27 protein-coding genes, 1 tRNA gene and 1 pseudogene are annotated in these 23,265 nt (G+C 65.1%); 20 read left to right on the top strand and 9 right to left on the bottom strand.

Annotated features, from left to right (window positions below; translation table 11 throughout):
• Window positions 1-146: 146 nt before the first annotated feature.
• On the bottom strand, window positions 147-383 hold the full coding sequence (locus tag CTB96_RS18320; protein ID WP_110128211.1) for a hypothetical protein: 237 nt from the start codon (window positions 381-383) through the stop codon (window positions 147-149).
• Between the two features lie 84 nt (window positions 384-467).
• On the opposite strand from CTB96_RS18320, the gene CTB96_RS18315 reads away from it, so the two are divergent.
• Both CTB96_RS18315 and CTB96_RS18310 read left to right on the top strand, forming a co-directional pair.
• Window positions 468-923, top strand: coding sequence for a MarR family winged helix-turn-helix transcriptional regulator (locus CTB96_RS18315; protein ID WP_248283446.1), 456 nt, complete (start codon window positions 468-470; stop codon window positions 921-923).
• A 75-nt stretch (window positions 924-998) separates the two neighbouring features.
• Complete coding sequence (locus CTB96_RS18310) at window positions 999-1,331, top strand: cupin domain-containing protein (RefSeq protein WP_110128209.1); 333 nt, start codon at window positions 999-1,001, stop codon at window positions 1,329-1,331.
• A 114-nt stretch (window positions 1,332-1,445) separates the two neighbouring features.
• On the opposite strand, the gene CTB96_RS18305 is transcribed toward CTB96_RS18310, so the two are convergent.
• Both CTB96_RS18305 and CTB96_RS18300 read right to left on the bottom strand, forming a co-directional pair.
• Complete coding sequence (locus tag CTB96_RS18305) at window positions 1,446-1,721, bottom strand: DUF6457 domain-containing protein (RefSeq protein WP_110128208.1); 276 nt, start codon at window positions 1,719-1,721, stop codon at window positions 1,446-1,448.
• A 4-nt stretch (window positions 1,722-1,725) separates the two neighbouring features.
• A complete protein-coding gene (locus CTB96_RS18300) occupies window positions 1,726-2,574 on the bottom strand; it encodes a HesA/MoeB/ThiF family protein (protein WP_181397334.1) in 849 nt (282 codons plus the stop codon).
• 149 nt (window positions 2,575-2,723) lie between these two features.
• On the opposite strand from CTB96_RS18300, the gene fdhD reads away from it, so the two are divergent.
• The gene (fdhD, locus tag CTB96_RS18295; RefSeq protein ID WP_110128206.1) at window positions 2,724-3,572 is read left to right on the top strand and encodes a formate dehydrogenase accessory sulfurtransferase FdhD; all 849 of its coding nucleotides are present in this window, start codon (window positions 2,724-2,726) and stop codon (window positions 3,570-3,572) included.
• Between the two features lie 126 nt (window positions 3,573-3,698).
• On the opposite strand, the gene CTB96_RS18290 is transcribed toward fdhD, so the two are convergent.
• Entirely contained in the window at window positions 3,699-6,011 is a 2,313-nt protein-coding gene (locus CTB96_RS18290) for an FdhF/YdeP family oxidoreductase (RefSeq protein ID WP_110128205.1), read from the bottom strand.
• Window positions 6,012-6,093: 82 nt separating this feature from the next.
• The gene (locus CTB96_RS18285) at window positions 6,094-6,516 is read right to left on the bottom strand and encodes a hypothetical protein (RefSeq protein ID WP_181397333.1); all 423 of its coding nucleotides are present in this window, start codon (window positions 6,514-6,516) and stop codon (window positions 6,094-6,096) included.
• Between the two features lie 237 nt (window positions 6,517-6,753).
• Between CTB96_RS18285 and CTB96_RS18280 the strand changes: the two genes are divergently transcribed.
• On the top strand, window positions 6,754-7,062 hold the full coding sequence (locus CTB96_RS18280) for a hypothetical protein (RefSeq protein WP_110128203.1): 309 nt from the start codon (window positions 6,754-6,756) through the stop codon (window positions 7,060-7,062).
• Window positions 7,063-7,534: 472 nt separating this feature from the next.
• Here the strand turns inward: CTB96_RS18280 and CTB96_RS18275 are convergent, their stop codons facing one another.
• Window positions 7,535-7,810, bottom strand: a complete 276-nt coding sequence (locus tag CTB96_RS18275) for a hypothetical protein (protein ID WP_110128202.1) — start codon at window positions 7,808-7,810, stop codon at window positions 7,535-7,537.
• A gap of 413 nt (window positions 7,811-8,223) precedes the next feature.
• Between CTB96_RS18275 and CTB96_RS18270 the strand changes: the two genes are divergently transcribed.
• From CTB96_RS18270 to CTB96_RS18215, 11 genes and pseudogenes are all read left to right on the top strand, one after another.
• The gene (locus CTB96_RS18270) at window positions 8,224-8,538 is read left to right on the top strand and encodes a hypothetical protein (RefSeq protein WP_110128201.1); all 315 of its coding nucleotides are present in this window, start codon (window positions 8,224-8,226) and stop codon (window positions 8,536-8,538) included.
• Window positions 8,539-8,552: 14 nt separating this feature from the next.
• Window positions 8,553-9,101 carry a hypothetical protein gene (locus CTB96_RS18265; protein WP_110128200.1) on the top strand — a complete coding sequence of 183 codons (549 nt, stop codon included), beginning with the start codon at window positions 8,553-8,555 and terminating at the stop codon, window positions 9,099-9,101.
• Window positions 9,102-10,035: 934 nt separating this feature from the next.
• Window positions 10,036-10,248 (top strand): hypothetical protein, encoded by a 213-nt coding sequence (locus tag CTB96_RS18255; RefSeq protein ID WP_110128198.1) that lies wholly within the window; start codon window positions 10,036-10,038, stop codon window positions 10,246-10,248.
• 7 nt (window positions 10,249-10,255) lie between these two features.
• A complete protein-coding gene (locus tag CTB96_RS18250; protein WP_110128197.1) occupies window positions 10,256-12,361 on the top strand; it encodes an AAA family ATPase in 2,106 nt (701 codons plus the stop codon).
• 1 nt (window position 12,362) lies between these two features.
• Window positions 12,363-12,479: pseudogene (locus CTB96_RS21050) on the top strand (hypothetical protein); the annotation flags it as partial.
• 48 nt (window positions 12,480-12,527) lie between these two features.
• A complete protein-coding gene (locus tag CTB96_RS18245; protein WP_146215857.1) occupies window positions 12,528-13,028 on the top strand; it encodes a hypothetical protein in 501 nt (166 codons plus the stop codon).
• Between the two features lie 342 nt (window positions 13,029-13,370).
• Window positions 13,371-13,769, top strand: coding sequence for a hypothetical protein (locus tag CTB96_RS18235; RefSeq protein ID WP_110128194.1), 399 nt, complete (start codon window positions 13,371-13,373; stop codon window positions 13,767-13,769).
• Entirely contained in the window at window positions 13,766-13,999 is a 234-nt protein-coding gene (locus tag CTB96_RS18230; RefSeq protein ID WP_110128193.1) for a DUF4314 domain-containing protein, read from the top strand. Before CTB96_RS18235 ends, CTB96_RS18230 begins: the two co-directional genes overlap by 4 nt.
• Window positions 13,996-14,661 carry a recombinase family protein gene (locus CTB96_RS18225; RefSeq protein ID WP_110128192.1) on the top strand — a complete coding sequence of 222 codons (666 nt, stop codon included), beginning with the start codon at window positions 13,996-13,998 and terminating at the stop codon, window positions 14,659-14,661. Before CTB96_RS18230 ends, CTB96_RS18225 begins: the two co-directional genes overlap by 4 nt.
• A 74-nt stretch (window positions 14,662-14,735) precedes the next feature.
• Window positions 14,736-14,945, top strand: a complete 210-nt coding sequence (locus CTB96_RS18220) for a hypothetical protein (protein ID WP_146215856.1) — start codon at window positions 14,736-14,738, stop codon at window positions 14,943-14,945.
• Entirely contained in the window at window positions 14,945-16,087 is a 1,143-nt protein-coding gene (locus CTB96_RS18215; protein WP_110128190.1) for a tyrosine-type recombinase/integrase, read from the top strand. The genes CTB96_RS18220 and CTB96_RS18215 overlap by 1 nt, the downstream gene beginning before the upstream one ends.
• On the opposite strand, the gene CTB96_RS18210 is transcribed toward CTB96_RS18215, so the two are convergent.
• Window positions 16,079-17,431, bottom strand: coding sequence for a hypothetical protein (locus CTB96_RS18210; RefSeq protein WP_219993289.1), 1,353 nt, complete (start codon window positions 17,429-17,431; stop codon window positions 16,079-16,081). The genes CTB96_RS18215 and CTB96_RS18210 overlap by 9 nt on opposite strands.
• Window positions 17,432-17,514: 83 nt before the next feature.
• Between CTB96_RS18210 and CTB96_RS18205 the strand changes: the two genes are divergently transcribed.
• Window positions 17,515-18,405, top strand: a complete 891-nt coding sequence (locus CTB96_RS18205; protein WP_110128188.1) for a hypothetical protein — start codon at window positions 17,515-17,517, stop codon at window positions 18,403-18,405.
• Between the two features lie 70 nt (window positions 18,406-18,475).
• Here the strand turns inward: CTB96_RS18205 and CTB96_RS18200 are convergent.
• A tRNA-Lys gene (locus CTB96_RS18200) sits at window positions 18,476-18,551 on the bottom strand.
• Between the two features lie 156 nt (window positions 18,552-18,707).
• Between CTB96_RS18200 and CTB96_RS18195 the strand changes: the two genes are divergently transcribed.
• The 4 genes from CTB96_RS18195 to CTB96_RS18180 all read left to right on the top strand — a co-directional run bounded on the left by CTB96_RS18195 (window position 18,708) and on the right by CTB96_RS18180 (window position 22,210).
• Window positions 18,708-19,337 (top strand): DNA-directed RNA polymerase subunit beta, encoded by a 630-nt coding sequence (locus CTB96_RS18195; RefSeq protein ID WP_110128187.1) that lies wholly within the window; start codon window positions 18,708-18,710, stop codon window positions 19,335-19,337.
• A gap of 291 nt (window positions 19,338-19,628) precedes the next feature.
• Window positions 19,629-20,210 (top strand): sigma-70 family RNA polymerase sigma factor, encoded by a 582-nt coding sequence (locus tag CTB96_RS18190; RefSeq protein ID WP_248283444.1) that lies wholly within the window; start codon window positions 19,629-19,631, stop codon window positions 20,208-20,210.
• Window positions 20,207-21,127: an anti-sigma factor gene (locus tag CTB96_RS18185; protein ID WP_110128185.1), complete on the top strand. Its 921-nt coding sequence runs from the start codon at window positions 20,207-20,209 to the stop codon at window positions 21,125-21,127. Before CTB96_RS18190 ends, CTB96_RS18185 begins: the two co-directional genes overlap by 4 nt.
• A gap of 192 nt (window positions 21,128-21,319) precedes the next feature.
• Window positions 21,320-22,210, top strand: a complete 891-nt coding sequence (locus CTB96_RS18180; RefSeq protein ID WP_110128184.1) for an aminodeoxychorismate lyase — start codon at window positions 21,320-21,322, stop codon at window positions 22,208-22,210.
• A 275-nt stretch (window positions 22,211-22,485) separates the two neighbouring features.
• On the opposite strand, the gene pstB is transcribed toward CTB96_RS18180, so the two are convergent.
• Window positions 22,486-23,265, bottom strand: a complete 780-nt coding sequence (gene pstB / locus CTB96_RS18175) for a phosphate ABC transporter ATP-binding protein PstB (protein WP_110128183.1) — start codon at window positions 23,263-23,265, stop codon at window positions 22,486-22,488.

The following is a 23,265-nucleotide window of genomic DNA, read 5'->3' as shown; positions in this document are numbered from 1 at the left end:
AGGCGCCGCTTCGCGGGTGGCGCGCCGCCAGCGAATCGGCGCGGTGCCCGCGTACCTCGATGCGCGGGTCGGGCGCCGCGTCGCGGGTGGCGCGCTTGGACGAGCGATCGCGGGCTACTCGGCCGAAGCAGGCGCTGCCGGAGGAGCTACGGCGTGGGTGCGGGGCAGCGCAGCTGGGTGCGCTCGCCGCTGCGGTCGATGTCGTGCTCGGTCATCGGCGCTCCGCAGAGCGGGCAACGGGCCACCGGGCGGTCCTGCACCGGCACCTCGTCGTCATACGGACCCAGCGGCGGCGGGCCGATGAACGGCAGCAGCCGAGAATTCAGCCAGCCGCCGAAGCCGCCGGCTTCTTTCATGGTTGGTTTGCGTTTCTTCGCTGTCATACTAGTTAGTGTACTAACTAAATCCCCGAGTGGTTAGGGTACTAACTAGATGGGCTCCGGCCCGTGGCGACCAGAGGAGCTGTGGTGACCGAAACGAACGTGCTCGCCCTGGAGAACCAGGTCTGTTTCGCGATCACCGTTGCCGCGCGCGCGACCGTGGCGCTGTACCGGCCCATCCTGGAGCCACTCGGCCTCACGCATCCGCAATACCTGGTGATGCTGGCGCTCTGGGAAGAGAACCCGCGCACCCTGCGCAGCCTCGCGGATGCGTTGCGGCTGGAGCCGGCGACGCTGTCGCCTCTGGTGAAGCGACTCGAGGCGACGGGCTATCTGCGCCGGGAGCGGTCGACCACCGACGAGCGCGCCCTGCAGGTGACGCTCACTTCGGCTGGCCACGAGCTGCGCCAGATCGCCGAGACCATCCCGGAGCGGGTCGCCCGCACCCTGGACATGACGCCGGCGAGCCTGATCGAGTTGCGCGACACCCTCAACTCGGTCATCCGCGCCACCGAAGCGGCCGGGAGCACGGCACCCCGCTAGCCTCCGTGCGCACCTGCTCCGCTGCGGACCACCGATTCGTGGTGTGACAGATAGGTCGGTGAGTACGCTGGCGTCATGCAGAAGATCTCGATCGAGGCCCTCGCCCGGCAGCAGCTCCTGGCCGCCACCTCCGCCAGCAGCGGCCGCGCCGCCGACACCGTCTTCGGCGGGCACGAGAAGGTGCTGCGCCAGACCGTGGTCGGCATGGCCCGCGGCACCGTGATGGCCGAGCACGAGAGCCCCGGCGACGCCACCGTCTACGTGCTCAGCGGCCGGGTACGGCTGATCGTCGGCGAGAACTCCTGGCAGGCCCGCACCGGCGACCTGTTGATCATGCCCAAGGCCAGGCACAGCCTCGAGGCCGAAGAGGACGCCGCCATCCTCCTCACCGTCGCCAAACTCCCGTAGCCGCGCCCGCTCACGCTGAATTGCCCCGGTGCGGACGAGTTGCTCCCGTGCACCGGGGCAGTTCGTCCGCAGTGGGGCAACACGCTGCGGGTCGCCGCGTGCCAGGGGAGCGGATCAGGCCTGTGTGCCCGGCCAGCCCAGCGCCAGCTCGGTGGCGGCGGCGCTCGCCGCGGCGACGTCCTCGGAGCTGCCGCCGGCGCGGGCCGCCGCCAGGCCCACGAGGAACAGGCTCAGCGGAGCGGCCGGCCGGGCCACGTTGTGCGCGACGTCGCGGGCCACGTCGAGCAGCAGCCCGGTGGGAATCACGTCGGCGTCCAGGCCCAGGTGCTCGGCCAGCGCGGCGACCCAGTCGTCGAGGGCTTCGGGTGGCAGCGGGACGTTCGTGCTCATGGGGTCACTCCTCGGTGGCGGTGGCGGTGGCGGTGGCGGTGGCGGTGGCCGTGAAAGCGGCGGCGGTGCCGGCAGGTACGCCCACGGAGTCTGCGGCGCCGGTCGGCACGGGCTGGAGCACCGGCAAAGGGGCGGCGTCGAACCGGCCGGTCTCGGCGTCGATGGTGAGCACCCGGCCGATCAACGGTTCGCCCGTGCCGGTGATGACCCGGATGGCCTCGGCGGCGAGCAAGGCGCCGGCCTGGCCGCGCAGGGCGCCGAGCACGCCGGGGTCGGCGGGCGCCGCGAGCAGGGCGGAGGGGTCCGCGCCGAAGAAGTCGCGCAGCTGGGTGGAGCGCTGGCCGCTGCGGCGCGGCGGGGTGGACCAGAAGACCGACAGCTCGGCGTTACCACGGGCCACGGAGCCCCAGACCAGCGGCAGGCCGAGGGCAGCGCAGGTGTCGCCCACCAGGAATGGCTGCGGCGAGATGTCGCTGCCGTCGAGGATCAGGTCGTAGCCGCCCAGGATGCGCGCAGCCGACTCAGCGGTGAGCGCTTCGTCGTGCGCCACCACGGCGGTGTCGGGGGAGAGGGTGAGCACGGTGGTGGTGGCCAGCACCAGGGCGTCCACATCCAGTTCGCCCACGTCGCAGAGCCCGATCGTGCCCACGCCGGCCGCGGCCAACGAGCGCAGGGCCGGGGCGCTGAGCCCGCCGGCGCCGAGCACGAGCACCCGGGCGTTCGCGAGCCGGCGGTGGCCCAGCTCGTCGATCGGGGGCAGCCGCAGCTGCGGCAGGCTGCGTACCTGCAGCAGGCGGGCGGTTTCGGTGGGGCTGAGCGGGCCGGAGGGCTCGACGAGAGGGGGAAGTGCCATGGGACCACGGTACGCGCAGAATCGTGCCGACCCCGCCCACGGCACCCCGAACATCCGCACCTCCCGTGGACCGGATCGGAGGTTTAGGCTCGATACCGGGATCGACGACGACCGATGGGGCCGTCGGCGCAGTTTCGAGGAGAGCCATCATGGGCAGAGTCACAGCCAGGCGCAAGATCATCCGGGTGACGGTGGGACAGTCGCCCATCCGCCGGGAAGACGTGCTCGCGGTCGAAGAACCCCTCGAGATGCGGGTGAACGGCCGGTCCCTCGCCGTCACCATGCGCACCCCCGGCCACGACGTCGACCTCGCCGCCGGGTTCCTCGTCTCCGAGGGCATCATCAGCGCGGGCGAGCACCTCGCCACCGCCAGGTACTGCGCCGGCGCCACCGCGGAAGGCGTGAACACCTACAACGTGCTTGACCTGCGCCTGGCCCCCGGCGTTTCCGCGCCCGACCCGAGCACGCAGCGCAATTTCCTCACCACCAGCTCCTGCGGGTTGTGCGGCAAGGAGAGCATCGACGCCGTGCGCACCAAGTCGACCTGGGACGTGAGGGCGGATGCGGCGCGCGTCGACGCGGAACTGCTCACCAGCTTTCCCGACAAGCTGCGCGAGGCGCAGGCGGTGTTCGAGAAGACCGGTGGCCTGCACGCCGCCGCCCTGTTCGACGCAGCCACCGGCGAGATGCTGGTGCTGCGGGAGGACGTGGGCCGGCACAACGCCGTCGACAAGGTGATCGGCTGGGCGGTCAAGGAGAACCTGCTACCGCTGCGCGGAACCGTGCTGATGGTGTCGAGCCGGGCCAGTTTCGAGTTGGCGCAGAAGGCGCTGATGGCCGGCATCCCGGTGCTCGCCGCCGTGTCGGCACCGTCGTCGCTGTCCGCGGAGTTCGCCACCGAGGTGGGCCTCACCCTGGTCGGCTTCCTCCGCGGCGACTCGATGGTGATCTACGCCGGCGAGGAACGCATCACCCAGGGCGCGCTCGCCGCGGTCTAGCTCACCGTCCCGCGCCGCCCGTGCCGTAACTGTTGCCGAAGCGGACTTCTGCGGCCGGCGCACCGGGCGCAATAGTCCGCACGGGCAACAGATGGTGCGGCCGGGCGCCGGGGCCAGCGAGTGCGGTCAGCCGAGAACCGGCACGGATGCCTCGTGCGGGATGAACCGCACGCTCATGGCCTTGTATCCGGGCGTGTTCGACTCCCGGGCCACGAGCTCGCGGTGCATGAGCTGGTTCGCCTCGGGGAAGTACGCCGCCGCGCAGCCTCGCGGGGTGGGGTAGACCACGAGCCGGAACTTGTCGGCCCGGCGTTCCTGCCCGCCGAAGGTGCTGATCACGTCGACCAGGTCCCGGTCGGCGAAGCCCAGCTCGGTGACGTCGTCGGCGTGGATGAGGATCACCCGGCGGCCGTCCTTGATGCCCCGGTAGCGGTCATCCAGCCCATAGAACGTGGTGTTGTACTGGTCGTGGCTGCGCATGGTCTGCAGAATCAGGTGCCCGGGCGGCGGGGTGAGGTACTCCAGCGTGCTCACCGTGAACCGGGCCCGGCCGATGTCGGTGGCGAAGCTGCGGGTATCGCGGGGCGGGTTGGGCAGCACGAAGCCGTTCTTGTCGCGCAACCGCTTGTTGAAGTTTTCGAAGCCGGGCAGCACCCGGGAGATGTGGTCGCGGATGACGTCGTAGTCCTCCGCCATCGCCTTCCAGTCCACCGGGTGGTCGTCGCCGAGCGTGGCCCTGGCCATCCGCGCCACGATCACCGGTTCGGCCAGCAGGTGCTCCGACACCGGGGCGAGCCGGCCCTGGGTGGAGTGCACCATCGACATCGAGTCCTCCACCGACAGAATCTGCCGGCCGGCCGGATGCTTGTCATCGGTGTCGGTGCGGCCGAGGGTGGGCAGAATCAGCGAGGTGACCCCGTGCATCACGTGCGACCGGTTCGGCTTGGTGGAGATGTGCACCGTGAGACCCACTCGCTGCATGGCGGCCTCGAGCGCGTCGGTGTCGCTGCAGGCCAGCGCGAAGTTGCCGCCCATCGACACGAAAACGTCCACGTCGTCGTTCTCGAACGCCTCGACGGTGTTAACCGAGTCGAGGCCGTGCTCGCGTGGGGAGACGATGCCGAACTCGGCATCGAGCGCGGCGAGCATCGGTTCTTTGGGCTTCTCCCAGACCCCCATGGTGCGGTCGCCCTGCACGTTGGAGTGCCCGCGCACCGGGCAGGCGCCGGCGCCCGGCTTGCCGAAGTTGCCCTGCAGCAGGAGCAGGTTGATGATCTCCTTGAGCGTGTTCACCGAGTGCGGCTGCTGGGTGAGGCCCAGCGCCCAGCAGATGATCGTGGCGTTGGAGGCGGCCATCATCTTCGCGACCACGCTGATGTCGAGCCGGGACAGCCCGGTGGCCTTCTCGGTCTCGACCCAGTCGATCTCGGTGCGCGCGGCGCGGTAGGCCTCGATGCCGTCGGTGTTGGCGTCGATGAACTCCTGGTCCACGACGGAGCCGGGCACCCGGGCCTCCTCCTCGAGCAGCAGGTGGCCGAGCGCCTGGAACAGGGCCAGGTCGCCGCCCACCTTGATCTGCAGGAACTCGTCGGCCAGCGGCACCCCGCCGCCGACCAGGCCGGTGGGCGTCTGCGGGTCCTTGAAGTTGAACAGCCCGGCCTCGGGCAGCGGGTTCACGGCGACGACCTTGCCGCCGTTGGCCTTGCACTCGGCCAGGGCCGACAGCATCCGCGGGTGGTTGGTGCCCGGGTTCTGGCCCACGACCAGGATGAGCTCGGCCACGTGGATGTCTTCGAGGGAGACGGTGCCCTTGCCGATGCCGATGGTGGGGTTCAGCGCCGAACCGGAGGATTCGTGGCACATGTTGGAGCAGTCGGGCAGGTTGTTGGTGCCGATCGACCGGGCGAACAGCTGGTAGAGGAACGCGGTCTCGTTGGCGGTGCGGCCCGAGGTGTAGAACACGGTGCGGTCCGGCGTGGTGGCGCGGATCTTCTCGCCGATCAGCGCGAACGCGTCTTCCCAGGCGATGGGGGAGTAGTGGGTGTCGCCGGGGCGCACGACCACGGGCTGGGAGATGCGGCCCTGGTTGCCCAGCCAGTATTCGGTCTTGCCGGCCAGCTCGGCGAGCGAGTGTTCGGCCCAGAACTCGGGTCCGACGGTGCGGAGGGTGTTCTCCTCGGCGACGGCCTTGGCACCGTTCTCGCAGAATTCCGCGGTCTTGCGGTGCCCGGTGGACTCCGGCCAGGCGCAGCCGGGGCAGTCGGTGCCGTTCCGCTGGTTGAGCCGCAACAGCGCCCGCGCGGTGCGGCTCACCCCGGCCTGGGCGATGCCCCGGTCCAGGGCCACGACCACCGCCTCGAGGCCGGCGGCCGCCTTCTTGGGCGTGCTGACCGAGAGGTCGTCTTCGTTGATGTCCGTGACCGGTGCGCGACGTGTCATGACCCCATCCTGCTCCTGTCGCCGGGGCATCCGTCGCAGCACGCCCGGCGCGAGGCCAGACTCGTGTCGGTTTAAGCCCCGGTCAGGCGGCCAGGCCGTGCGCGCGGCGAGCGGATGCGCCCAGGGTCTCGAAGCCCACATCCGTGCTGTCGGGCACCCGGGTGTCGCGCTCGAGGCGCACGTCGGCGCCGATGCGCACGTCGCGGCCGATGCGGGCGTGGCTGCCCAGGTGGGCGCCGCGATCGACCAGGCTGCCCTGGCCGATGTGCACGTTCTGGCCCACGAAAACCCGGTCGAGGATGATCGCGTCGTGGTCGATCCAGCTGCCAGGGCCGACCCAGGCGTCACGGCCCACCTGGGCGCCGGACTCAATGTAGGCGGTCTCCGAGATGAACGCGCTCGGCGCCACGCGCGCCTTGGCCGACACCCAGCCGTTTCCGTTGGGGTGCCTGCGGTACTTCTCGATCACGCCGGTTTCAACCTCGACATCGATGTTCTTGCGCACTAGGGCTCCTCCCATGACGCTCGTTGGTTGCGCCAATCCGCGGCACAAACGCAGATTGCGCGCCCGCGGCTGGAGACCAGCACAACAGTATGAGCGTCAACACAGGGAGAAACACCGCATACTCGCAGCACATTCCGTGCGCACGCCCAGCACAGCAAATTCGAAGTAAGTCGAGGTGCGGGTGGGTTTCGCCCGGTGTCGGCTCTATGCTGCGGGTATCAACCGATTGGGGCTCGCATGTCACTTGAGTCTGGCGCACTGACCCTGGAGCAGCGCACCGAGCTGCTGAACTACGAGGTCGCCCGGTATGCCGCCGACGGCTGGACCGTGAGCAGTGTCGCCGGCAACCAGGCCGTTCTGCAGCGCACCAAGCGGATCCGCTTCTGGCTGAACGTGTTCCTCACGTTCTTCACCTGGGGACTGTGGCTGTTCGTGGTGATCCTGAGCATCCTCAACCGCAAGGTCGAATCGGTGATTCTCACCGTTGACCACTACGGCAAGATCGCCCGCCAGGAGCCGACACCGTGGCGGCCCTGGCGGCGATAACAGCGCTATCGCGCCACAACTGTGGGCCCCGTCGGGCTCGAACCGACGACCCAAGGATTAAAAGAACGTGGGTACACCCAACCGAGGCGGACCGGCGCAGTCCCGGGTAAACCGATCTGAACCGTTCTGCCCAGTGATTTAGCGGGCTGCAGTCGGTTCGGGACGGCAAATCGCGGACGCGTCGGTTCGCTTCGGTTTGCGCCGGTTCAGCGCGGTCGGAGGGGTTTCGGAGGGTTTATGCTCTGGCCATGGAAGGCGAGGACTTCGAGACCCCGAACTCCGGGCGGTGCCTCGTGCGGATGGAAGTCAGCGGTTCCGAGGCACGGCCGCTGTGGCAGTGCCCGGAATGCGGGCTTGTGCGACTCGCCTAGCGTGGCGAGGTTGGCCGAGGACACGCGGACGGGAGCAGAGCGGGCGAGCGGCCCAATCTGTCCGAATCCTGCGTGAGCGGCCATCCTCGCCACGCTCTGGCTCAGTTGCGGCGGAATCCTGGCGTGAGTTGAATCGAGCCGGGGTCCGGATTGGTGGCGTCGTCGTAGTTGACGCGCCGCGACGGTCCGTACGGCGAGCCGGGGCGCATCCCCTCCCGGCGTAGCAACGCGGCGCGTTCCCCGACGGACAGGCCGCGAGGGGCACCACTAGGCGTGGTGTATTGCTGACCGGCGTCGCCTTGGAACTCGCTGCGTTCGGTCGAATTGCTGCCGTTGTGGTTGTACAGGCTGGAGTCTGGGGCTTCGTAGTTGGGCATGGTTTCCTCCTTGTTTACCCTCAAGTCTCCCTCTCTCCGACCTCGTGCCGCTTGACGCTGTGGACTCCAAAAGTGCACTTCATCAGGCATTTGATTCCGGACCTCTGTTGCCATTTGATTCCCGATCAGTTTAAATTAGTGACGTCACTAACCGGCAAGCAACGGAGGAACCCATGGCCAGACCATCTCAGGGCATCACCCGAGGGGTGCGGATCGGACTCATGGTGCCGCCAGAGGTCGACGCGGCGATAACGTCCCTCGTCGCCCTGTCGGGCGGAACCAGTAAGGCGACATTCGTGCGTCAAGCGCTGCTCGCTGGGCTGCAACCGTATGGCCTTGTTTATCCGGAGGTCGCCGCTGCGCTCGCCACCACCAAGCAATCAGGATCTACCCACCGAGAGAGGAAATGAACAATGCCAGGACCCCACTACCAGAGGAGCTTCATCCCAGCTCCAACCGCGCAAGGTAAAGCGGACCCGAGGACGGGACTGCCCGAGTACCCGCGCGACGGTCGGAGCCAGTTTCTCGAAAAGGCTCTCGCTGAGACGTCGACCGACTTTGAGGTCGCAACAGACTCCCTCGCGCAGCGGCTCGACGCGATGGCCGATGAATTCGCCGAGGCCTTCGCTGCGGAGGACAAGCGTCGTGCAACCCTCGCCCGTATCCAGAACACAGCCAACCCCGACATCGAACGTCAGCACCGCGAGCGCATGCAGCGCCGGGGCTAGGAAAGGACGCAATCGTGAGCACGATCCCAGGAATCAAGAAGGTCGACAGTCCCGACGGCAGCGACGTCGAGGAGACCCAGCCAGCAGTCCAGCCGGGTCACTACTTTGTGACGTCCGTCGCGGAAGACGCCCTCGATGCACCTCGCATCGCCGCCCGCAACGCATCGTATCCGAACTCAGAGGTGGAGCGTCGGACCATCGCCGCTGTGGATGACGAGGTGTTTGACCGAGTCCGACCGATGGAGCAGGTGATTGCTGCGCAGGCGGAGGAACACGTTTCTCGCGGCAGGACGAGCGTCGAAGGGGCTTTCGCCCTACTACGAGAACTGGAGGCCGTCCGAGACGATCTGCGGCGCGGACAGGACACGGCTGAACTCACGCGCCGCTACACCAAGCTGCGCCATGAGGTCGACAGGATGCAGGGACTCCAACAGAGCTACGGCAGGAGTGCGGCGTCCTTGCGTGCGAAAATCGCCGACCCGATCGCAGCCGTGCAGAAGACACTCTCGATGATGCCGCGGGAGAACTTTCGGCCCATCGACCTATCGCCGCGCTGGCAGTAAGAGAACAACCCCGGCAGCCGCGCCCGAGTGAGGTGCACGCCTGCCGAGGTCGATCATCCCGGAACAGAATCATCAGGAGGAAACCGAATGTCTGTATCAACGATTGTACCGCGGGCAGCGTTTGTGCCGCTTGTCAGCCCGTTCGAGAACTATCACGAGGTCTTCTGGGATGTGGAGGACGAACCCGACCCAGGCCTCACATCCAAGACGCGAATGCTGGCGCTTCCAGCCGTGTCGCTGGCCACCCTCCGATACGTGTCCGCCCCTGCCGATTGTCTACGCCCGCTCACGCGTGGAACTGTCACGGAGGCGAGTATGCGTCTCGCGAAGTGGAAGGACAACGGCGCTCGGCTGTCCGCCTGGGAAGTAGCGCACAGCTTCCAAATGCTCTACTTCCGAGGACCACTCAGTCGGGGCGCACGCGTTCCCCTCCTGGGCTTGGACCTCATCCGCGCCACGGACGAGTTGGGCTGTGAGGGGTTGGAGTGGTACTGCGATGTTCCGACCACAGTCGATGCATTCGACTTTCAGACGGTGCGTTTGAAATACGCCTTGGAACGCTACGCACCAACTCTCGAACCTTGATGGAAAATGCGTCTCAGATAGCCGTCCGAGCGGCGCCGAACCGCATTGAAGTAAACTAAACCAAGCCGAGTCAATCCGGCTAGAACCAAGATCAAGAAAAGCAGTACCGCTGTTCCGAAAGCGCCCTGAGGGATGACTGGAGGTACGCGGCCAAGCGAAGTTCCCAGTGGAAAGCTGTTACGCCCGGCGACGGTTGTAGCGAAGACGTGTCGGTCTCATGCAGATCTGACAGACGCAGGGAACCGTTTAGCCGAGCAGAGGACCATTTCGACAATTCGTCGGGAGGGTTCCAAGCTCGGCTTTTGTCGTTAATGGACCCCTCCCGGCCACCCGGGACAGGAACTCGCTCATGGCAAGCAAAACGAACAGCAAGCAGGTTTACAGGTTTAGCGAGGTGCCTGAGCACCCGCTGGCTGAGAAGTACGGGATCACAGAACGGCAGGCCCGGCGCGCAGCCCAATCGGGAAGACTGCAGTACGCGCGGCCCGGAGGGCTCGTGGTGTTGATCGCCGCCGAGGACATCGAGAACTGGATTCTCGGCTCCCGCAGCGACGCGAAGTAGGCGCGCTATGGCATCAAAACCGGGGAACGCCCCCGAGATTCCACCACCCCTGAAACGGCTAATCGACCTCCTTGAGGGCGTGACGCACAGCGGCGGGGACCAGTACCAAGCCTTGTGTCCGCACCACGACGATCGTGCAGCTTCTCTTTCCGTCGCTTGGGGCGACACGGGCAAGGTACTTCTGGATTGCAAGGCTGGATGCGACTCGGCCGATGTGATCGCCAGGCTCGGCCTGAAGTGGTCGGACCTCGCCGCACCGAGTACCGAGGAGGCGGTCTATAAGTACGCGGACGAGGACAACAACCTGAAGTACGAAGTTGTCCGTCGGTCCGGGAAGAAGTTCCAGCAGCGCCGACCTGACCCGAAGTTGAAGGGCAAGTGGGTCTACAACATGGAGGGCGTGGAGCCCCTTCCATATCGGCTGCCTGAGCTGGCAGAAGCGCTGAACACTGGCGAGGAGGTGTTGATCGTGGAGGGCGAGAGCGACGTGGAGGCCGCGCGCTCCGCGTATGACAGCGTTGCCACCTGCAATTCCGGCGGAGCTGGCAAATGGACGACTGCGCATTCAGAGCACTTTCGTCACACTTCAAGCTTCATCACGATCATCGCCGACCGCGATCCAGCGGGCTACCGGCACGCCCTCGCGGTTTACCAGTCGTTGCAGTCCGTAGGTGTCGACGCTGAACAACTGGAAATTGTTCATTCTGCAGTGGGTAAGGATCTGCGCGATCACTGTTCAGATCACGGCCTAGAAGACCTCGTTCAGATCGAGCCGGAGGACATCCCGTCGTTGGTTGGAGAGGCGAAGAAGTCGACGCCCAAGTCTGCACCCGAGAGCCGCGTTATTGTCCAGGCCGCTTCGAAAATCCGCTCTCGTCGCCAGCGATTCCTGTGGGAGGACCGCCTGCCGGTGGGCACTCTCACGCTGTTTGCAGGACGCGGCGGAGTCGGGAAATCCACCTTCGCAATCTGGGCGGCGGTTGAGGCGCAATTCGGGCGGCTGCCGGGTGACTTCCAAGACGAGCGCAGTTCGGTTCTGTACGTCAGCGTGGAAGACGATTGGGAGACGCAGATGAAGCCGCGACTCACCGCTGCCGGAGCCGACATGGACGCCTTTTACCGGCTCTCCATCGAGTACACCGAGGACGCCCAAACTGGCGAGCGAATCCCCAATTTCCCAGAGGACATACCGCTCATCGCCGAGGCCATCAAGCAAACCAAAGCTCGGCTCGTCATTCTTGACCCGATCACGTCCACGATCCAGGGCGACGACCACAAGGTGGCAGACGTCCGTGCTGTGCTGGACCCGCTGGCTCGACTGGCATCCGACACCGACACCGTCATCCTCGGGATCATGCACTTCAACAAGGGTGCAGGGCATGTGTCCGACAAGCTCTCCGGAAGTCACGCCTATCGCGATGCAGCCCGCTCGGTCATCTTGTTTGCCCTCGATGAGGACAACGATTCCGTCGTGCTGTCTCAAGACAAGGGCAACTACGCACGCATCGAAGCAGGGTCGCTGGCTTACCGCCTCGTGGACACCGTGGTCGAGCTAGACGACGGGGAAAACGCCCATGTGGCTCAAGTCGAAATGCTCGGAGCGACTTCCGTGTCGGTATCAGAAATCATCAATCGCCCCACCGACGTGGACGAAGTTGTGCGCTGGCTCCAGACGTTCATGGCGGAGAACAACGGGCGTGTTGATGCTGCTGAGGGATTGTCGGTGGGCCTGTCCGAGGGCTTCAGCAAGAGCCAGATCGGGCGCGCTCGAAGTCGGTGCCGGCCGAAGGTCAACTCCAACAAGGGCGGCATGGCAAGCGGGTGGGAGTGGGTCACTGAAGAAACCGCTAACAACCCTGCGTACGGGCAGAGCGGGTTCTTCCCGAAACTCAAGCTCTCCGAGCGGGTTCTTCAGGGGCCCGAGTCGCTCACGGCGGATGGGGCGCTCATCAGGGCCGACGAAGAACTCGCTCTCCCTGAAGAACCCGAGAGAGAACCCAGTAAATCAAGAAGAACCCGCTCTAGGAGCACACAGGGTTCTTCGCCGGGTTCTTCGGGCACCCCGTCAAGGACGAAGACCAGAACTGCACTGACCATTGAAGTGGAGAAATGACATGAGCGGCAAGAGCTTGAACCCCTTACATGGTGTGACCCTATGTAAGGCACGGAGACGCAATGGACAGCCATGTGGGAACCGACCGATCAACGGTGCTGCTGTGTGTCGGATGCATGGCGGCGCTGCCCCGCAGGTACGCGCTGCGGCACAGGTGAGGCTCCTGATGCGCGCGGACGACCTGATGTCCGCACTATTGAGGATCGCTCTGGACGACAAGCAACCCGTGCAGGCGCGCCTGGTCGCCATCCGTGACGGCCTCGATCGGGCAGGCCTCGCGAGCAAGCAGGAGATCGAGATCGGCGTTACTGCAAGACCCACATACGAAGACGTCCTGGAGGGCGTGTTGGTGGACGTGGCAGAAGACAGGGACGAGGACCCCAACGTGCTAGACGCAGAGGTCGTGGACGACACGGAGGAACGCGAGAAGGATCATGACCGACGGGAGGCAGACCGTGCCGAGCGCAAGGCTCTGACTCCACAGCGCACGCGTCCGAAGGTCAGCACCGAGGAGCGTGCAGCGCAGGAGCGGGAACTGCTCGCCCAGTCCCCAGCCGAACCCGAGACACGCGCCTCACAGCTCACCCGCGAGGAGTACATGTTGGCCCGGGACCGTGGAGCCAACTTCTCCAGTCGCGGACTGGGCAGGAACTCGGGTCAGGGCTGATGGACGAGCGCGCTCGCCAGATTCGTCAGGCGCAGGTCTGGTCTCTAGCCGTCGTCAACGTGCTTATCCAGGCGGAAGACCCGGAGCTGTGGCTAGAAGCCTACGATCTGGCTCAGCGGGCGGTGTGGGCAGCCCGGACCAAGGGCCTATCGGACCCGGAGCCACATGAGGATGGCCAGGGCCACACGAACTAGGCGTTCCGTGAGGCCGGTATGGGTCGCCCGATTATCTGCCACCAAATGGCCAGCAGATGCTTTGTTGCCATTTGCAACAAAAGCAGGTTTAACTTCCTCCGAGCGGTGACGAGGATCACCGCTCGGAAACGACCAAGGAGAAACCACAATGTCGAACACCAAAAAGACCCCGGCTCTCGCTCACTACGCGGCCAAGGAAGTAACGCCGGTTATCGCCGCTTACGCAGCTTGGCTGGAGGAGCAGACCGGCTACAAGGTGGACCCGCTGTCGGTCTACCTCGCCTCCGCTCTGCGTGGGACGTTCCAGAAGAGCGACGGCAACCAGAAGCGCATCGCCGACCGTGCAGCCGAACTCGAAGCGGAGACCAAGGCCAAGGCTGCACGTCGCCTCGCCGCCGCAGAGGCTGCCTACGCCAAGGCCACAGCGCCCAAGCCCGAACCCAAGACCAAGGCTGTGCCCAAGGAGACACTCGTTCGTGCCGCAGCGGCCAAGCCTGCCACGCTCAAGGCCACTCCGGCCACGGCCACCGAGCCGGTGCAGGCATGAGCGCCCTTTGCCCCGGCGCGATCCTGCGCCTTGTGAGCACCTCGGACGCGCACACTCGGCTCGCTCCGGGCACGACTGGCACCGTCGAGCACATTGACGACGCAGGCACGGTGCACGTGCAATGGGAGGATGGCTCGACGCTCGGGCTGATCCCGGGTGAGGACGTGTGGGAAGTGGTGCACGAGCGCTGGTGGAATCAGCCCTTCGACGGTCTGGGCGCCGACTCATGAGCAAGCGCATGCTCGGGTATCTGCGCATCAGCCGCGCCGACCGGAGTCGCGACACGTCCCTCGGCATCGACGCGCAGTGTGAAGCGATCCTCTCGGCGGCGACCGTCAAGGGGTGGGAGATTGTCGATTGGTACGTCGACGATGGTGCGTCTGGCAAGGACACCGACCGTCCTGGCCTTCAAGCCGCGCTCGCCGTGCTGCGCACACGGAAGCAGCGTGCTGCCGACGGCCTTGTCGCAGCCAAGCTCGACCGCCTATCTCGCTCGGTCATCGACTTCAGCGGCTTGCTTGCCATTTCCCGACGGCAGCGGTGGGCCATCGCGGTACTGGACTTCGACCTGGATACGGGCAACGCAACAGGGCGTTTCATCGCCGGGGTGCTGATGCAGGTGGCGCAGTTCGAGCGTGAGCTGATCGGCGAGCGAACCTCTGCTGCGCTCGCAGCGCTGAAGGCTGAAGGCGTCCAACTCGGCAAGCCCTCTCAGGTCACGCCCGAGGTGCAGGCCGCGATCCTCGACCACCGCGCCTCTGGACTCAGCTTGTCTGCTATCGCTCGCCAGCTCAACGCCGACGGCGTACCCACCCAGAGCGGTGCCGGCCAATGGACACACACCGTCGTTGGCGGCGTCGTCCGCCGATCCGCAGAGCAGGCAGCAGCATGAGCGTCGCGCCTCGCACCCGTTCCGAACACCAGACCCTCGGAACTGCATACAACCTGCGACCGATCACTACAGGTGTGCCCGCTAGTGAGCTTCGCCCCGGCCACGTGGTGATGGAGTCCGACGACCACCCTGCCGTCGTCGTCCGTATCGTGCAGCTCTACGGCGGGCACGCCGTTCGGATCTATGCCCGTTACATCTGGTCCGCGACCACGGAACCCGACTGGGAACTCGGCACCTTCCGCCCTGATTCCCGAATCCCCACAGCCAAGAAAGGGCAGTACTGATGGCCCACGTACGCGAAGTGGAACGCAAGACAGGCATTGCATACGAGGTTCGGTGGCGTTCCGGGTCTGCATTCAAGCAGCGTTCCTTCAAGGTCAAGCGCGAGGCCGAGAGATTCGCGCTCAAGGTGGAGAACGACCTGGCCGACGGCACAAGCACCGAGCCGCTGGTGAAGAACTCCAAGACACTCGGCGACGTTGTCGCTGCATCCTTGGCCGCCAGCAAACCGGCGTTGAAGCCGCTGTCCTACCGAAGCTCTGAATCCGTTTATCGAAATCACGTCCTACCCGAGTTCGGCCACCGTCGCATCTCCACGATCACGCGAGCAGAGGTCCAAACCTGGATCGTCGCGCTATCTGGCAAGGGGCTCGCTCCTGCGACAGTCCACCACTGCTACGTCGGACTGCGGAAGGCGTTCAAATTCGCCGCTGACGACAGGCTCATCACCTACAACCCCTGCGACGGGGTTCGCCTACCCAAAGCACACACGGCTGATGCGTTCGCTCCAGCATTCCTCACGGCAGCAGATGTGGAGCGTGTCAGCGCGGCGATGGATGCCTCTGCCCCGGGTGGGCTGCTGGTCCGGTTCGCCGCCTTCACAGGCCTACGGGCGGGCGAGTTGATGGGTCTCCGTGTCGGCGACGTCGACCTCGCAGCGGGACACATTCGAGTGCGCCAGACGTTGCACAAGATCGCAGGGGAGTGGGTAGTCGGAACGCCCAAGTCAAGGCGCTCCACCCGCGACGTACCACTCATGCACAGCGGCCTGATTGCTGAGCTACGGAAATACAAGATGATGCACCCGCATTCCGGCGACTCGGCAGCCCTGTTCTGGCCGGGTCGCGCAGTCGGCACCCATGCCGTGGACTTTTTGCGCGTATTGGACGTCGGGAGCTTCCGACGAAACTACTTCCGACCCGCCTTACGCGCAGTCGGTCTGCCTGAGATGCGCGTGCACGACCTGCGCCACACGGCGGCTAGCTTGTGGCTGGCCGCCGGGTTCAAGCCCTACGAGGTGAGCCGCTGGCTCGGACACGCCAGCGTCACCACGACGGACAGCATCTATGCGCACCTGTACCCCAGCGACTACACGGAGCACGTCACCCGCTTCGACGCCTACGTGCGCGATTCAACCTCAGCTTAATTCGAGTTCCGAGATCAGCGCGGCGCGATCTTGGTGCTGCAGCCAGATCATGAAGCTTCTGTCCACCACGGTGAGCCGCCTTGCAGTCTGGTTGTAATCAAGAATGATGGGCTTCAGCTTCATGTGTACGAGCTGCAGGGAAGCCGTGGACTGCAATGCCTGCGTGATGTTTCCTGCGTTAACGGGAGCTGTCGGGTGATGCATGTTGATCGTCTGTGTGAGCCATCCATAGGTCAGTCCTCGGGTCAGATCTTCCAACTCCGCGAGCAATACAGACATCAGAATCCATCGGAACATTTCGAGCCGCGTGTTTTGAATGCCGCCTGCAAAACGGGAGAGAAAGCCCACATAGCGCGCCGTGTCTTGATTAACGACTTGGGTTATCAATGCGGGAACATCGTCATCGATCACTACGCAATTCTCTTGAGTGGCATAGACCCCGGCGCGCTCACACGCGAGCTTGCACACCTCCTGCACAATCCAGACGCTGGAGAGGGAACCGTCGATAAGAGAATCCATAAACTGAGGAGTGAATTTGATATTCAGTTGTGCGCTGCCAACGTTCATGACGGACTTCAGCTCCTCGACAGTCCATTTGTCAGCGTTGACCGACAGGAGCCGTCCCCCGAGATCGCCGTTGTGTTGAAGGAGACGATTCTCGTCCAACCAGACACCGACCACGATGAAGCAGTAAGCCGAATCTTCATGGAATGCCTTGAGCGCGACGGCGAAGTCGGTTTGAGTTTCCTCTGGTAGGTAGTGGAAGTCTTCAAGGACAATTCGTTTCGGTGAATTGGACTTGTCAAGGGCATCGATGATGTCATTCACATCAGCGGCATCCAGTTCAAGGGACGTTTCGGCTTCAGATCGGGCCGTGGCTTCACTCGCTTCAGTGCCAACCTCTGCCCCGGCATCACCGATGAACGGCAATTTGAGTTTTGCGCCCAGTTTGGCGTTCACTTTCAGATCACCGGAGGTGGTACGAATCGTCGTCCCCTCAAGTTTGTAACCGGCGGCCTTGAGTATGGCTGCATGCAGCTCAGCTAAGTTCCATTTGTTAGAGCAGGTGACGATGATGTAATCAGTTGACGGCAACGTGTGCTTGCGAAGGCTCGTCTTCCCCTGCTTCGAGCTCCCATGAATTACAAGGTGCTTGTGCTGTGTAAGCGCATCCAGAAAGACGCCGTCGACCTTCTCTCGTACGACGTAGTTGAGCGGGATTTCGCGGGAGACGCCAAAAACGTCGAATAGAGAAAGTTCCGGTGCGCGCACTGCTGTCCCTTGTTTGTGGAGCTGATCACTGCTCGTCGCCAATCTACCGGTCAGATGCACATTCACCGTCACAACTGGCTGGTCTTGGCAGGACGATAAGGTGAGGCAGCGGACTAGGGGAATGGCGGCCTGAAGTGGGAATCACGATGCAAGGCATGTCGCACCGTACCGGCAATATGACCGATTCTGACGAAACGATTCTCTGCTCGGTCGTAGATGAATTTGCCGAGGCCGTTGAGGTGGCGCTGGAGCGCGAGGGCATCAATATATTCGAATCACCGCTATGGCGGCCTTGGAATCTTTTGGCAATGACCGACCGCAACAAAGCGATCGTCGTTTTCGAAAGGAACTCGGGTGGCTTCACCGAGTTCCATCTCATGCAGGACACTGTCGATCTTTGGTCAATGTCTGAGTTCACCAAGGTGATGAAGCTTGCGCGACAGCGCGACATTGAGGCCACAGTCCAGCTCCCCTGGAAGTCCTCCGGAGCGGCGCGGGCGGCTCAAATCAAGAAGGCGGTGCAATCCCACGTGGACGAAGTAAAACGGTCCCAGACGCTTGGCCGTCTCAGCGGGACGTCCGGACTGGAGCATCTTCAACCGAACTTCGAGAGGTTCTTGCGGGACCATCCAGAGCCATCCAAGAATTTTTTCGTGATGATGAGCTTTAACCCGTCGCCTCAGCTGGAGGAGGTCTATGCCTCCATTGCGGCCGCGCTCCACGACCGTGGACTGCACTGCGTGCGAGCGGACCAAAAGGACTACGCCGACGACCTTTGGGCGAACATCGAGGTCTATCTGACGTGCTGCAACTTCGGCATCGCGGTCTATGAGGACATGCATTCGCGAAGTTCGAATCCGAATGTCGCACTGGAAGTCGGATACATGATGGCCAAGCAAAAAAGAGTTCTGCTCCTGAAGGAAAAGGGCCTTCCCACGATGCCGTCGGATCTCGCGCACAAGCTTTACAAGTCTTTTGATGCGTTCCAGATTCAGAAAACAGTCACCGCTGAGGTGACGCGGTGGGTAGACACTGATCTCGATTAGTAACGAGGGGTTTCGGAGGGGTTTCCCCCGCTGGCAGCCAGCGGTAGAAACCCGCTTCCCAGTGAAACTATGGTGGGCCCCGTCGGGCTCGAACCGACGACCCAAGGATTAAAAGTCCTTTGCTCTACCAACTGAGCTAGAGGCCCGCGGTTAATAACTTAGCGTGGATTGCGCGACGGTTTTTGTGACTAGCGTGGAGGCATCCAGTGATGCAGCCGGCCCGAACACCCGACTCGCACAATCACCACCCCACACCCGGCGCCGCAGCTGCCGCCGACACCGACACAGCCAGGAGGAGCGTGATGGCCGACGATTTCCACAAGCCCACCCAATTTTCCGGCTCGAAGTTCGAGTCGATCAAGGGCGGCGAAGACCCGGCGCAGATTAGCCGCATCGCGCACGAGACGGCGCAGGCGCTGCTCGCACGAGTGCGGGACAGCCCAGACCCCGACGTCGTCGAACGCCTGGTGGGCTACACCGACGAACACGGCATCGACGCCGTCGCCGAACTCTGGTCGCGGGCCACACCGCGCAGCCTGCCCGGCGCGCTCTGGCGCATCTACCTCGTGCGCCTGCTGATCCGGCAGGATGCCGAGGGCACGGCCTACCTGTATCAGCGCGGTATCGACGTGGCCGTGACCATCGACCCGGTCGTCGCGGGCGCCGCGGTGCCCACCGGGCCGGCCGAGATCATCCTGCTGGCCGACGAGATCCTGCGCGGCCTGTTCACCGGCGACTTCGCCATCGCCCTGGACCGGGCAGCCGCGTTCTGCCGGGTAATCGGCGCCGGCTGCGCCAGCGTCGCCGACGACTTCGACACCACCGAGCCCGGCCGATCCAGCGAACTCACCACGCGGGCGCTGCGGTTCTCCACCACCGCCCAGGAATTCGCCTCCTGCGCCCGGTTGTGGCGCAGCGACTCGCTCGAATAGGGCCCCGGCCGAAAAGATCCTGAGTCTCGACACCTGCGGGAATGAACATCCGTCGGTTGTCGTTTACACTTGATGCTGGCCGGACCGCAGTAACCCCGGGCTCCAATATTCGCCGTCTAGAACGGCCTCGCGCCGAGAGGCGTTCTGCGGTCCGGCCTTCATTCTGCCCGCACGTCCCGCGCCCAGCGCAGGTCACAGGCCTACAACATCTTTCGCTCCAGACCAATCCAACGGGGACTCGGTACCGAACCCTCTGCATGGAAGGGAACTGGACCTGACATGCTGGATCTCATGACTGCTGAATTCAACCTCGACGCCGCGTCGACAGCGCCTTCGAAAGAAGAGCTGCTCGCCCGTGTAGCCGGAGGGGACGAGGCGGCGTTCGGAGAGCTGTACGACCAGATCGCTCCGCGGGTGCTTGGCTTGGTCAAGCGCGTGCTGATCGATCACGCCCAGTCGGAAGAAGTGACCCAGGAGATTTTCCTGGAGATCTGGCAGACGGCTTCGCGGTACGAGTCGCAGCGTGGCGGGGCCTCGACCTGGATCATGACCATGGCGCACCGACGTGCGATCGACCGGATTCGGTCGTCGCAGGCCGGCCGCGAACGGGATACCAAAATCGGCATCCGCGACCTTGCGGTGCCGTACGACCACGTCGCCGAAACCGTCGAGGTGCGCATTGAGCACGAAAGGGTGGAGAAGGCGATGTCCAGACTGACCGAACTGCAACGACAAGCCGTGAGCTTGTCGTACTTCAGCGGTTACAGTCACCGTGAGGTCGCCGAGTTCCTCCACATCCCGCTCGGCACCGTGAAAACCCGGTTGCGCGACGGGTTAATCCGGCTGCGAGATGAATTGGGGGTGGCGTCATGACCGACCGCGACCAGTCTGACAACGTGACCGGCAACGGTTCCACCGACAATCCGGCCGACCTGGCCGGTGCCTACGCCCTGCACGCGCTCAGCGCCGAGGAGGCCGCAGAGTACGAGCGCTACCTCGAGCGCTCAGAGCAGGCCCGGATCGAGGCGGCAGAGCTCAGCGACACCGCCGTGGCCCTTGGCCTCTCCGCAGCCCCTGTGCAGCCCTCCAGCGCGCTCAAGGCGAGCCTGATGGCCAAGCTGGCTTCCACCCCGCAGCTGCCGCCGCTGAGCGCTCCGGCGCAACCGGCTGCCGACAGTCCGGCAGTCACGGATGCGCCGCCGGCTCCCGGCGCGCCCCTCACGGCGGTCCCCAAGGCTTCCGACGCCACCGCGCCCACTGCCGCTCCGGCGGCGCCGAACGCGGCTCCACGCACCTCAGCGGGCGAACGCGCCCAGCGTCGCTGGTTCCAGCGCCCGGCGGGCTACCTCGTGGCCGCGGCCGCTGCCGTGGCACTGTTCGTGGGTGGAACCTTCGCCGGGCAGGCCATCTACGGCAACCCGAACGATCAGTTCGCCGATCAGCAGGCCGCCAGCCTGGCCGAGATCAACGCGGCCCCCGACACCCAGCGGGCGTCGACCGAGACCGCCGACGGCCAGGAAGCTACCCTGGTCTGGTCGGGGGAGCTGGGCCTGTCGGCGATCATCGTCGACGACCTGCCTGCCCTGGGCGACGACCAGGACTACCAGCTCTGGTACATCGGCGAGGGCGGCCCGATCTCGGCCGGCACGTTCGACTCCACCGGCTCTGGCACCTCCTGGCGGGTGCTCGACGGCACCATGACGGCGGGTGACACCGTGGGCGTCACCGTCGAGCCGGCGGGCGGTTCCGACCAGCCCACCACCGACCCGATCGTGGCCATCCAGAGCTAGCCAGCGCCTGTTCGCCCCGACGAGAAGGCAGTTGGGGGCAGTAATCCTGCCCCGCACTGTGCCGAACTGTCCTCTCGCTGGGGTCGCTCTCGCCGAGAGGGCAATTGGGAGCAGTTGTACGGCCCGGCACTGCCCCCAACTGCCGGTTCGCGCAGGCTCGTCGAGGACAGGGCCAGTGGGTAGTCTCGGTACATGACCCTGCCGTTCACGCTGCTCATCGACCCGGAGCCGGCCGACTCCACCCGAACCGACTTCGTCGACACGTTCCATGAGATCGACTCCGGCGCCCCGGCGCTGCGGGTCGCCGAGCTGAGCACCCAGCGCGGCGACGGCATCTTCGAGACCCTCAGCGTGGTCAACGGGCACCCGCAGGAGGTGGAGCCGCACATCAGCCGGCTCATCAACTCCGCCCAGATCTGCGACCTGCCGGTGCCCAACCCGGCCCAGTGGCGGGCTGCGATCGCGTACACGGTCGCACGCATTCCCGCCGAGGGCGAGCTGGCGCTCAAGTTCGTACTCAGCCGCGGCGTCGAGCACGGGCCCGCGCCCACCGCCTGGCTGCACGCCACCGGGGCCACCGACTTCACCGCCGTGCGCGAACAGGGCGTGCGCGTGGTCACCCTCGATCGCGGCTACCCGCGTGGTGTGGCCGAGCAGGCACCGTGGCTGCTGATGGGCGCCAAGACGCTGAGCTATGCCATCAACATGGCCGCGCTGAGGGAGGCCAAGCGCCGCGGCGCCGACGACACCATCTTCCTCACCCACGACGGCTACGTGATGGAGGGCCCCACCTCGAGCGTCATCGTGCGCATCGGTGATCGCTACATCACCCCTGCGCCGAGCGGCGCCATCCTGCACGGCACAACCCAGCAGAGCGTGTTCGAGTACCTCGAGGCGCGGGGTGAGACTGTGGAGTACCGCGACGTCACGGTGGACGAACTCCGGGCGGCGGATGCGGCGTGGCTGGTCTCCAGCGTGCGCCTGGCGGTCGCAGTGACCGCTCTGGACGGCCAGGAGTTCCCCAGCGACCTCGCGTTCACCCGCGCCCTGAACGCGTCCCTACTGGCCCGCACCGGCTCCTAACGCCCGCAGCCCGGGCCGAGGACGCCCTCCCGCGAGATGATGCTCTCGCGAAAGCGGCCCCGTGGCTGCTTCGCGGCCTCCGTGGTGACCGTTGGCCCGCTTTCGCGAGGTGAGGTGTTCACGAGAGCGGGGGTGTGGCTGCTTCGAGAGTGCTGTGGTGACCGTTGGGCCGCTTTCGCGGCCCGACTGGGGCCACAGGCGCCAGGGGGAGGGACGAGAACGCCCGGGCGACCTGAGGGGTCGACCGGGCGTTCTGTGTGTACGCGAGTGCGGGTTTAGCCGAAGCGGCCGGAGACGTAGTCCTCGGTGGCCTGCACGGTGGGGTTGGAGAAGATGGTGGTGGTGTCGTCGTACTCGATCAACTTGCCGGGCTTGCCGGTGCCGGCGATGTTGAAGAACGCGGTGCGGTCGGAGACCCGTGAGGCCTGCTGCATGTTGTGCGTCACGATCACGATCGTGTAGTCCACCTTCATCTCTTCGATGAGGTCCTCGATCGCGAGGGTGGAGATCGGGTCCAGCGCCGAGCAGGGCTCGTCCATCAGGATCACGTCGGGCTGCACGGCAATGGCGCGGGCGATGCAGAGGCGCTGCTGCTGGCCGCCGGAGAGGCTGGAGCCGGGCTTGTCGAGGCGGTCCTTGACCTCGTTCCAGAGGTTCGCGCCGCTGAGCGACTTCTCGATCAACGCGTCCGCGTCGCTCTTGGACATGCGCTTGTTGTTAAGCTTCACGCCGGCGAGCACGTTGTCGCCGATCGACATGGTCGGGAACGGGTTGGGGCGCTGGAACACCATGCCCACCTGGCGTCGCACGAGCACCGGGTCCACGCCCGGGCCGTAGAGGTTGTTGCCGTCGATCAGCACCTCACCGTCCACGTGGGCGCCGGGGATGACCTCGTGCATGCGGTTGAGCGTGCGAAGGAACGTGGACTTACCACAACCGCTGGGCCCGATCAGGGCCGTGACGGTGCGTGGTTCGATGGTCAGAGACACGCCCTCGACGGCGAGGAATTTGCTGTAGTAGACGTCGAGGTCGTTGACTTCAATGCGCTTGGACAT

The organism is Cryobacterium arcticum, from assembly GCF_003185895.1.
Lineage (GTDB): Bacteria > Actinomycetota > Actinomycetes > Actinomycetales > Microbacteriaceae > Cryobacterium > Cryobacterium arcticum.
The sequence above is the reverse complement of the archived record's forward strand: the minus strand, read 5'-3'. Positions and strand labels throughout refer to the sequence as shown.